The sequence below is a fragment of the Demequina sp. genome, assembly GCF_024642165.1.
Taxonomy (GTDB): Bacteria; Actinomycetota; Actinomycetes; order Actinomycetales; family Demequinaceae; genus Demequina.
In genome coordinates this window covers 1-9306 of sequence record NZ_JAHEBP010000079.1, presented here as the reverse complement: position 1 = coordinate 9306, position 9306 = coordinate 1, and the positions used below count along the sequence as shown (strand labels likewise).

Annotated in this window: 9 protein-coding genes and 1 pseudogene; 7 read left to right on the top strand and 3 right to left on the bottom strand. The window is 71.1% G+C overall.

All coding sequences use genetic code 11. The features are described 5' to 3' along the window. A pseudogene (locus Q0L54_RS08110) lies at positions 1-455 on the bottom strand (hypothetical protein); the annotation flags it as partial. 40 nt (positions 456-495) lie between these two features. Between Q0L54_RS08110 and nadA the strand changes: the two are divergent. From nadA to Q0L54_RS08090, 4 genes are all read left to right on the top strand, one after another. Continuing rightward, positions 496-1701 carry a quinolinate synthase NadA gene (gene nadA, locus Q0L54_RS08105; protein WP_296666971.1) on the top strand — a complete coding sequence of 402 codons (1206 nt, stop codon included), beginning with the start codon at positions 496-498 and terminating at the stop codon, positions 1699-1701. A gap of 37 nt (positions 1702-1738) precedes the next feature. Then, entirely contained in the window at positions 1739-2302 is a 564-nt protein-coding gene (locus tag Q0L54_RS08100) for a DUF3043 domain-containing protein (RefSeq protein WP_296666969.1), read from the top strand. Positions 2303-2523: 221 nt separating this feature from the next. Next, positions 2524-3531, top strand: coding sequence for an aldo/keto reductase family protein (locus tag Q0L54_RS08095; RefSeq protein ID WP_296666968.1), 1008 nt, complete (start codon positions 2524-2526; stop codon positions 3529-3531). A gap of 256 nt (positions 3532-3787) precedes the next feature. Further along, the gene (locus tag Q0L54_RS08090) at positions 3788-4432 is read left to right on the top strand and encodes a phosphoribosyltransferase (protein ID WP_296666966.1); all 645 of its coding nucleotides are present in this window, start codon (positions 3788-3790) and stop codon (positions 4430-4432) included. A 16-nt stretch (positions 4433-4448) separates the two neighbouring features. Here the strand turns inward: Q0L54_RS08090 and Q0L54_RS08085 are convergent, their stop codons facing one another. After that, the gene (locus Q0L54_RS08085) at positions 4449-5477 is read right to left on the bottom strand and encodes a quinone-dependent dihydroorotate dehydrogenase (protein WP_296666965.1); all 1029 of its coding nucleotides are present in this window, start codon (positions 5475-5477) and stop codon (positions 4449-4451) included. Between the two features lie 24 nt (positions 5478-5501). Here Q0L54_RS08085 and Q0L54_RS08080 point away from each other — a divergent pair, with 24 nt between their 5' ends. Continuing rightward, positions 5502-6938, top strand: a complete 1437-nt coding sequence (locus Q0L54_RS08080; protein WP_296666963.1) for a leucyl aminopeptidase — start codon at positions 5502-5504, stop codon at positions 6936-6938. A 202-nt stretch (positions 6939-7140) separates the two neighbouring features. Here the strand turns inward: Q0L54_RS08080 and Q0L54_RS08075 are convergent, their stop codons facing one another. Continuing rightward, entirely contained in the window at positions 7141-7476 is a 336-nt protein-coding gene (locus Q0L54_RS08075) for an oxidoreductase (RefSeq protein ID WP_296666962.1), read from the bottom strand. 87 nt (positions 7477-7563) lie between these two features. Here Q0L54_RS08075 and lpdA point away from each other — a divergent pair, with 87 nt between their 5' ends. Both lpdA and Q0L54_RS08065 read left to right on the top strand, forming a co-directional pair. Beyond that, a complete protein-coding gene (gene lpdA, locus Q0L54_RS08070) occupies positions 7564-8952 on the top strand; it encodes a dihydrolipoyl dehydrogenase (protein ID WP_296666972.1) in 1389 nt (462 codons plus the stop codon). 27 nt (positions 8953-8979) lie between these two features. Continuing rightward, on the top strand, positions 8980-9306 hold a 327-nt coding region (locus Q0L54_RS08065), incomplete at its 3' end, for a biotin/lipoyl-containing protein (protein WP_296666961.1).

Sequence of the window (9306 nt, the reverse complement as noted above, 5' to 3'; positions counted from 1 at the left end):
AAGCCCAGCAGGGGCCGGTCCGAGCCCACCAGCGCCACCAGGTCGAGCGCGGCGACGCCCGCCCGCGCGGCGGCGAGGCCGCCTCCCCACAGGTCGATCGCGTCCCCCGCCGGGGACTCGTCGCCGAGCGGCACCACGATGCGCGCGCTCTCCCCCGCCGCGGCGAGGCCCAGGAGCGCCGCGCCCAGCGCCGCGGGCTCCCACCGGGCCCCGATGGCCGGAGCGAGCACCAGCACCGTGCCTACGCGGCGGGCGACGGCGCCCCCCACCGGCCAGGCGTCGCCCACCAGCGCATCGGCGCTGCGCGGGCCGCCGTCCGGAACGGCCACCACGCGCAGGTCCACGTGCGGCGCCGCACCCGCCCACGCGGCGCGTACCGCCTCCGCGGTCTCGGCAGGGGTGAGGAACCCGGCGTCCGGGCGGGGCCAGCTCTGGGCGGCGACGGCAGCTCGCATGGCCACCAGTGTGCCGTGCTCGGCATGCGACAATGACCGGATGACCCAGACGTTCGACGAGCCCTCGCCGTCGCCCGCGCTGCTGCTCCTGGGCGAGCGCCGCGATCCGCTGTCGGAGCGCGGCGTGGACTGCCCGGGCGACCTTCCCGCGGCATCCGACCCCGACCTGGTGGCGCGCGCCCGCGCGGCCAAGGAGGCGCTCGGCGACCGCGTCTTCATCCTCGGTCACCACTACCAGCGCGACGAGGTCATCCAGTTCGCGGACGTCACCGGAGACTCCTTCAAACTCGCTCGCGACGCGGCCGGCCGGCCCGATGCCGAGTTCATCGTGTTCTGCGGCGTGCACTTCATGGCCGAGAGCGCGGACATCCTGACGTCCGACGCTCAGGCGGTGGTGCTGCCCGACATGGCGGCTGGCTGCTCGATGGCGGACATGGCCAACATCAACCAGGTGGACGATGCGTGGGCCCAGTTGGAGGAGGCGGGCTTCGCGTCCCGCACGGTTCCCGTGACCTACATGAACTCCACCGCGGCCATCAAGGCATTCTGCGGAGAGCACGGCGGCGTGGTGTGCACGTCGTCGAACGCCGAGGTCGCGGTGCGGTGGGCGTTCGACCAGGTGGGCGGCGTCGAGAGCGACGGCAAGGTGTTCTTCTTTCCCGACCAGCACCTGGGCCGGAACACGGCCGTGCTGCAGCTGGGCCTCGACCTTGACCACTGCATCGTCTGGGACCCCCGCAAGCCCCTGGGCGGCAACACGCCCGAGGCCATCGAGAGCGCCCGCATGATCCTCTGGAAGGGCCACTGCTCCGTCCACGGCCGGTTCCGCAAGGAGAACGTGGACGCGATCCGCGAGAAGGTGCCGGGCATCAACGTGCTGGTGCACCCAGAGTGCGCGCATGACGTGGTCACCGCGGCCGACTACGTGGGCTCGACGGAATACATCATCACCACGCTCGAGGCGGCCGAGCCGGGCTCGTCATGGGTCATCGGAACGGAGCTCAACCTGGTACGCCGGCTCGCGAACGCCCACCCGGACAAGGACGTGCACTTCCTCGAGGACACCGTGTGCTTCTGCTCGACCATGAACCGGATCGACCTGCCGCACCTGGTGTGGGCGCTCGAGTCGCTTCTCGCCGGCGAGGTGCCCAACCGCATCACCGTAGATACCGAGACCCAACGGCTCGCGAAGATCGCGCTCGACCGCATGCTGGCACTGCCGGCGCTCCACCCCGCCAAGGACTGAACAGAAGGACGGACAGGGGCACGGCCCCATCATCACCATGACTGAGCACAACAACTCCGACATCCCCGGCGTCGAGACGCCCGGCAAGAAGGGTCATCCGACCCCGAAGCGCAAGCAGCAGGAGGCCGCCAACCGCCGTCCCGTGATCCCCAACACCAAGGCATCGAAGCAGGCGCAGCGCGACAAGGTGCGGGCGCAGCGGGACAAGGAGTTCCAGGCGATGCGCGACGGCGACGAGCGCAACATGCCGCTCGAGCACCGCGGCCCCGAGCGCCGGTACCTGCGCGACTCGGTGGACGCCCGCACGTCGATGGGCGAGTTCCTGCTGCCGCTGTCGATCATCTTCGTGATCGCGTCGCTGGTGATCCCCTCTCAGTCGTGGCTCGGCCTGGCCCTGATCGCCTTCTTCTACGTGCTGGTGCTCGCCGTGGCGATCGACACGTGGCTGATGATCCGCCGGGTCAAGAAGCGCTTCGTCGCCAAGTTCGGGGCGAACCGCGTGCCGCGCGGCTGGATCTTCTACGTCATCGCGCGCCACCTCAACATCCGCCGGTTCCGCACGCCCAAGGCCGCGGTGAAGCGCGGCGAGTTCCCCGTCTGACGGTCCCGCCCCACCCCACTCCCGACGCCCCGAGGCGCCTCTCTACACCGGCGCCCGCCGCATCGGCCGGAAACGACCATCTCGCGCGCATCGGCCCTGGTCACGTGTGGAAAGGCGACAATCGCGTGTGGAGGGGTGCACGGCGCGGGGGCGTGTTCGCGTGCAGCCGAATCATCGCCGAGCGGCCACCGCGAGCCCGCGGCTCGGCCTAGGGTCGAGGCATGGTCAACTATCGATATCTGGGCAACTCCGGCCTCAAGATCACGGAGCTCACGTACGGCAACTGGATCACCCATGCGTCGCAGGTGGAGAACGACCAGGCGATGGCCTGCGTGCGGGCCGCTCTCGACGTGGGCATCACCTCGTTCGACACCGCGGACGTCTACGCGAACACCGCCGCCGAGGTGGTGCTGGGCCAGGCCCTCAAGGGCGAGCGTCGCGAGGGTCTCGAGATCTTCACCAAGGTGTTCTGGCCCACCGGCCCGGGCGGCGCCAACGACATGGGCCTGTCCCGCAAGCACATCATGGAGTCGATCAACGGCTCCCTCACCCGCCTGCAGACCGACTATGTGGATCTTTACCAGGCACATCGCTTCGACTACGACACGCCGCTCGAAGAGACGATGAGCGCGTTCGCGGACATCGTGCACGCCGGCAAGGCCCACTACATCGGGGTCAGCGAATGGACGGCGGACCAGATCCGGGCCGGCGCCGCGCTCGCGAAGGAGCACAGGATCCAGCTCATCTCCTCGCAGCCGCAGTACTCGATGCTGTGGCGCGTCATCGAGGAGGAGGTGGTGCCCGCATCGCGAGAGGCCGGCGTCTCCCAGATCGTGTGGTCCCCCGTCGCCCAGGGCGTGCTCACCGGCAAGTACAAGCCGGGTCAGCCCGCGCCCGCGGGCTCACGCGCGACCGATGAGAAGTCCGGCGCCCGCTTCATCGAGCGGTTCCTGGACGATGACCTGCTGACTCGGGTCCAGAAGCTCCAGCCCATCGCGGACGAGCTGGGGCTGACCATGGCGCAGCTCGCGATCGCGTGGGTCCTGCAGAACGACAACGTCGCCTCGGCCATCATCGGCGCGTCCCGCCCGGAGCAGGTGCACGACAACGCCAAGGCCTCCGGCGTCGAGATCCCCGCGGAGCTCATGACTCGCATCGACGCGGCGCTCGGCGACATCGTCGAGCGGGACCCGTCCCGCACCGTCGACGCGGGCCCCAAGTCGCGGTAGCCGCACTCCAGATACAGACGAGGGCCCCGGGGTGAACCCGGGGCCCTCGTCCGCATCAAAGGAGAAAACAATGCTCGTACGACTGGCAGGTGCGTACGACTGTTCCAACGCGCGACCCGCGCGCCCGGTTCCCGCCACATCCGCTCCGCACTGTTCCAGTTTCGACGCGCCGTCGAACCGGGACGATGCGGGGGCGGGGGCCGGGTGGCGTCCCGGCAACCGTGCGCGCGGCGCGGGGTGGGCGCAGGATGAGGGCATGGACCGCCTGAGGGATCGGGTCGACGCCGGCGAGCGCGTCGCGCGGCTGCTCGCGCCGTTCCTGTCCCCCGCGGACGATGCGGTGGCGCTGGGCCTCCCACGTGGCGGGGTGCCCGTGGCCGCGGTGGTCGCGGACCTCCTGGGGCTGCCGCTCGACGTGATCGTGGTGCGCAAACTGGGAGCCCCCGCGGACCCCGAGTACGGGTTCGGCGCGATCGGCGAGGGCGGCGTGCGGGTGCTCGACGCGGCCGCCATGGAGGTGCTCGGCATCACGGGCGCCGACGTGACGGCGGCGGAGCGGGACGAGCGCGCCGAGATGGCACGGCGCGTCGCCACCTACCGCGAGGTGCGACCTCGGGAGCGGTTGGCGGGGCGCACGGCCGTGATCGTCGACGACGGCATCGCCACCGGCGGCACCGCGAGGGCGGCGGCGCTGGTGGCGCGAGCGATGGGCGCGACCCGGGTGATCGTCGCGGCCGGCGTCGCGGCGCCCGAATCGCTCGCGGGTCTGATGCGAGACGGCACGGCCGATCACGCGCTCGCCGCGCTGATCCCCGACATGCTGCGCTCGGTCGGGGCGTGGTACGAGGACTTCGGGCAGACGCCGGACGCCGAGGTGCTGCGCCTGCTCACCGCCCCTTGACGCGCGGGACGCGGTGTCAGGGCTTGGAGGTGAGCGCGCGATTGAGGCGCGCCACCCACCACGGTCCCTCGTACACGAATGCCGTGTAGACCTGCAGCAGGGTCGCTCCCGCGGCGAGCAGCGCGCGCGCATCGCCCTCCGAGGAGACGCCGCCGACGCCGATCACGCACAGCCCCTCCCCTACGCGGGACCGCAGGCGCGCCACGATCTCGAGCGCGCGCGGCAACAGGACGGGGCCGGACAGCCCGCCGGGCCCGCGGTCGTGCGAGATGGTGGTGTTGGCCGCGACGATGCCGTCGAGACCCATCTCGAGCGCGAGGTCCGCGACCGCGTCCACGTCGTCGTCGGCCAGATCCGGCGCGATCTTGACCAGCAGCGGCACGTGGCGGTCCGTCACGGCAGCATCGGCGGCAGTGCGCGTCGCCGCCAGGATGGGCCGCAGGGTCTCCACCGACTGCAGGTCGCGCAGCCCCGGCGTGTTGGGCGAGGACACGTTGACCACGAGGTAGTCGGCGTAGGGCGCGAGCAGGCGCGCCGAGTACGCGTAGTCGTCCGCGGCCGCCTCCGCAGGCGTGTCCTTGTTCTTGCCCAGGTTCACGCCCAGGACGATGCGTCGCCCCGACCGCGAGGAGCGCAGGCGCTCCAGCTTGGCGGCCATCGCGTCCGCGCCGGCGTTGTTGAAGCCCATGCGGTTGCGCAGCCCGTGGATGTCCATCTCGCGCCACGATCGCGGCTTGTCGTTGCCCGGCTGAGCCTTGGGCGTGACGGTGCCCACCTCGACGTAGCCGAAGCCCGCCGCGGCCAGCCCCGGCACCGCGTCCGCGTCCTTGTCCATGCCCGCGGCGAGCCCCACGGGCGCGGGGAAACGGATGCCCATCGCGTCGACCGCCCCGCGCCTGGCGGGCCGCGCCACCAGCCCCAGCCGGCGCATCGTCCGGAAGCCCCAGCCCCCCGCGGCGAAGGACCACACGCCGAAGCGGTGGGCCCATTCGGCGTCCGTGCGGGCCAGGAAGTTGCGGTAGAAGGCGCTGTACACGAGACCCAAACTACCGGCGCTACGCTCGACGGCATGACCTCACTCACCACGTCCCTGGACAACGTCGCGTCGATCGCGGCGGACGCACTCATCGTGGGCTGGACGGCCGACGGCATGGCCCACCACCCTCAGCTTCCCGAGGACGCGGCGGCCGCGATCGCCGCGGACGCCGAGGCCCTCGACGCCTCCGCCAAGGCCGGATCCGTGGTGGTGGTGCCCGGCACGTCCGTGGCGGCGCGCCGCGTGGTCGTGGTCGGCATCGGCTCCGGCTCGGAGGCGGACCTCCGCCTCGCGGCCGGCGAGGCGTCCCGGCAGGTGGGCAAGAAGCCCGCCACGGTGGTGGTCGCGCTCCCAGCGGAGGGCGACGCCGCAGTGGCCGTCGCCCAGGGCGCCGTGCTGGGCGCCTACACGTTCACCGACTACAAGTCCGCCGAAGACGCCGCCGTCGAGACCCACTGGGTGATCGCCGGGGCCTCGGACCAGGCGATCGAGCGCGCCACCATCCTTGTCGCCGCCGTTGCCGGCGTGCGCGACCTGGTCAACACGCCTCCGCTCGACCTGTTCCCCGGCTCGTTCGCGGAGATCGCGCAGCAGCTGGGCGCCCAGACCGGCGTCGACGTGCGCGTGTGGGAGGCCCAGGAGCTTGCGAACGAGGGCTTCGGCGGCATCCTTGCGGTGGGCATGGGCTCCTCGCGGCTGCCGCGCCTGGTGCGCCTGGCCTATGCGCCCGAGGGCGCGTCGCAGACGGTGGCGCTCGTGGGCAAGGGCATCACGTTCGACACCGGGGGCATCTCGCTCAAGCCCCCGAAGTCGATGGAGACCATGAAGTCCGACATGACCGGTGCCGCCGTGGTGCTGCACACGGTGATCGCGGCCGCGCAGGCGCAGCTCCCCATCGCGGTGACCGGGTGGCTCTGCATCGCCGAGAACATGCCGTCGGGGACCGCCCAGCGGCCGTCGGACGTGATCCGCATCTACGGCGGCACCACGGTCGAGGTGCTCAACACGGACGCGGAAGGCCGCCTGGTGATGGCCGACGGCCTGGTCCGCGCCTGCGAGGAGGACCCGACGCTGGTGCTCGACGTCGCGACGCTCACCGGCGCCCAGGGCGCCGCGCTCGGCACCCGCACGTCGGGCGTCATGGGCACCCCGGAGATCCGCGACGAGGTGGTCTCCGCCGCGAACGAGGTCGACGAGGCGATGTGGGCGATGCCCCTGCCCGAGCACCTGCGCGCGGGCATCGACTCCAAGGTCGCGGATCTGCAGAACATGGGCGACCCGCAGGGTGGCGGCATGCTGACCGCCGGGATCTTCCTGCGCGAGTTCGTGGGCGACACCCCGTGGGGCCACCTCGACATCGCGCGCCCGTCCTACAACGAGGGCAAGCCGTGGGCGGAGAACCCCGCGGGATCCACCGGCCACTCGGTCCGCACCCTGTTCCGCTTCCTGGAGCGGCGCGCCACCGAGTAGGTCCCGTCCGCACGCGAAAGACCCGGCGTGCGAAAGGAAGCGCGGCCTTCGCCGTCGTGGATTCCCACTGGTCGATGTGACTCGAGTGAACGGGCGTGACAGATGGGGCTGCCACATTTGTCACGCGAGGATTCCTGCGTCACATCGACCAGTGGGAATCCCGGGTGCGACGGGACGATGCGGGGGTTGGCGGCCGACGGGCCTAGCCGAGTCCCTTGCGGTGCTTCTCGTTCCACTCGCGCATGCGCGAGGGATATCCGGAGAGGTTGACGTCGAACGCGGGCACCTTGAACTGCTTCGCGAGGCGACGCGCGGTGGCATCGTCCGGAACGCGGCGCCGCGTCCATTCGCCGGTGTCGGCGACGATCACCATGGTGGTCTGCGTGACCCGCGTGGGGGGTTCGATGAACGCCTCGCAGCCGGTGTGCGACGCCACGAACGCCGTCAGGTGCGCGACGGTCTCGGCCTTCGCGTCCCTGGCGCCCGGCGCCGCCTGCGCCGCCTGCTTGGACCGCGACTTCCTGGAGAACAGACCCATAGCGCCAGCGTAGTCGCCCACTCCGGTTCGCGGCACACGCGCACCGTGGCAAGATGAGGAGTACCGACGTCCCTACAAGGAGATCTCATAGTGACCGAGTCCAGCCCACGCTCGTTTGATGTCCTCATCCTCGGCGGCGGCTCGGGCGGCTATGCCGCCGCCCTTCGAGCCTCGCAGCTCGGCCTCACGGTGGGCCTGGTCGAGGAGTCGAAGGTGGGCGGCACGTGCCTCCACAACGGCTGCATCCCCACCAAGGCCCTGCTGCACGCCGCCGAGCTCGCCGACAACGCTCGCGAGGGCGAGAAGTACGGCGTCAACACCACCCTGCACGGCATCGACATGCCCAAGGTGAACGCCTACAAGCAGGGAGTCATCGACCGCCTGTACCGCGGCCTCCAGGGTCTGGTGAAGTCGCGCAAGGTGACCGTCATCGAGGGCCACGGACGGCTCGTGGGCCCGGACACCATCGAGGTGAACGGCGAGCGGTACACCGGCGCGAGCATCGTGCTTGCCTCCGGTTCCTACGCACGCTCGCTGCCCGGCCTCGAGATCGGCGGCCGCGTGATCACCTCGGACCAGGCGCTGCAGATGGAGTGGGTGCCGCAGACCGCGATCGTGCTCGGCGGCGGCGTCATCGGCGTCGAGTTCGCCTCCGTGTGGAAGTCCTTCGGGTCGAACGTGACCGTCGTGGAGGCTCTCCCCCACCTCGCACCCAATGAAGACGAGGCGCTCTCCAAGGGCCTCGAGCGCGCGTTCCGCAAGCGCGGCATCGACTTCAAGCTGGGCGTGAGATTCCAGGGCGTCGAGCAGAGTGATGCCGGCGTCAAGGTCACGCTCGAGGACGGCACGGTGCTGGAGGCGGACATCCTGCTCGTGGCCGTGGGTCGCGGGCCGCGCACCCAGGACCTCGGCTACGAGGAGCAGGGCGTGCGCGTCGATCGCGGCTTCGTGCTCACCGACGAGCGCCTCCACACCGGCGTCGCCAACATCTACGCGGTGGGAGACATCGTTCCCGGCCTGCAGCTGGCACACCGTGGGTTCCAGCAGGGCATCTTCGCCGCCGAGGAGATCGCGGGCCTCTCGCCCCAGGCGATCGTCGAGTCGAACATCCCCCGCGTCACGTACTGCGAGCCCGAGCTCGCCTCGGTGGGAATCACCGAGGCCAAGGCCATCGAGACCTACGGCGCCGAGAACGTCAAGGCGCTCGAGTACAACCTGGGCGGCAACGGCAAGAGCCAGATCCTCGGCACCACGGGCTTCATCAAGCTGATCCGCGTGATCGACGGCCCGGTGGTGGGCGTGCACATGATCGGCGCCCGTGTGGGCGAGCAGATCGGCGAGGCCCAGCTCATCGTGAGCTGGGACGCGCACCCCGAGGATGTCGCCCCCTTGCTCCATGCGCACCCCACTCAGAACGAGGCCCTGGGCGAGGCACATCTCGCCCTGGCCGGCAAGCCGCTGCACGCACACGACTGATCCGCTTCGAACGAGGGAGTTCAATCCATGAGCAACGACGTCACCCTTCCCGCGCTCGGCGAATCCGTCACCGAGGGCACCGTCACCCGCTGGCTCAAGCAGGTGGGCGACACCGTCGCCGCCGATGAGCCCCTGCTCGAAGTGTCGACCGACAAGGTCGACACCGAGATCCCGTCGCCGTTCGCCGGCACGCTTCTCGAGATCCTCATCGGTGAGGACGAGGACGCCGAGGTGGGCGCGGTGCTCGCCCGCATCGGCGAGGAGGGAGAGGCCCCCGCGGCCGCGCCCGCCGCCGAGGCCCCCGCGCCTGCCGCAGAGCCGGCCGCACCCGAGGCGGAGGCCCCCGCCCCTGCC

Bases quoted from the DNA above. Each gene is read 5' to 3' on its own strand.
- Q0L54_RS08100 (WP_296666969.1), top strand. From the start codon at position 1,739: ATGACTGAGCACAACAACTCCGACATCCCCGGCGTCGAGACGCCCGGC.
- Q0L54_RS08080 (WP_296666963.1), top strand. From the start codon at position 5,502: ATGACCTCACTCACCACGTCCCTGGACAACGTCGCGTCGATCGCGGCG.
- Q0L54_RS08075 (WP_296666962.1), bottom strand. From the start codon at position 7,476: ATGGGTCTGTTCTCCAGGAAGTCGCGGTCCAAGCAGGCGGCGCAGGCG.
- nadA (WP_296666971.1), top strand. From the start codon at position 496: ATGACCCAGACGTTCGACGAGCCCTCGCCGTCGCCCGCGCTGCTGCTC.
- Q0L54_RS08095 (WP_296666968.1), top strand. From the start codon at position 2,524: ATGGTCAACTATCGATATCTGGGCAACTCCGGCCTCAAGATCACGGAG.
- Q0L54_RS08090 (WP_296666966.1), top strand. From the start codon at position 3,788: ATGGACCGCCTGAGGGATCGGGTCGACGCCGGCGAGCGCGTCGCGCGG.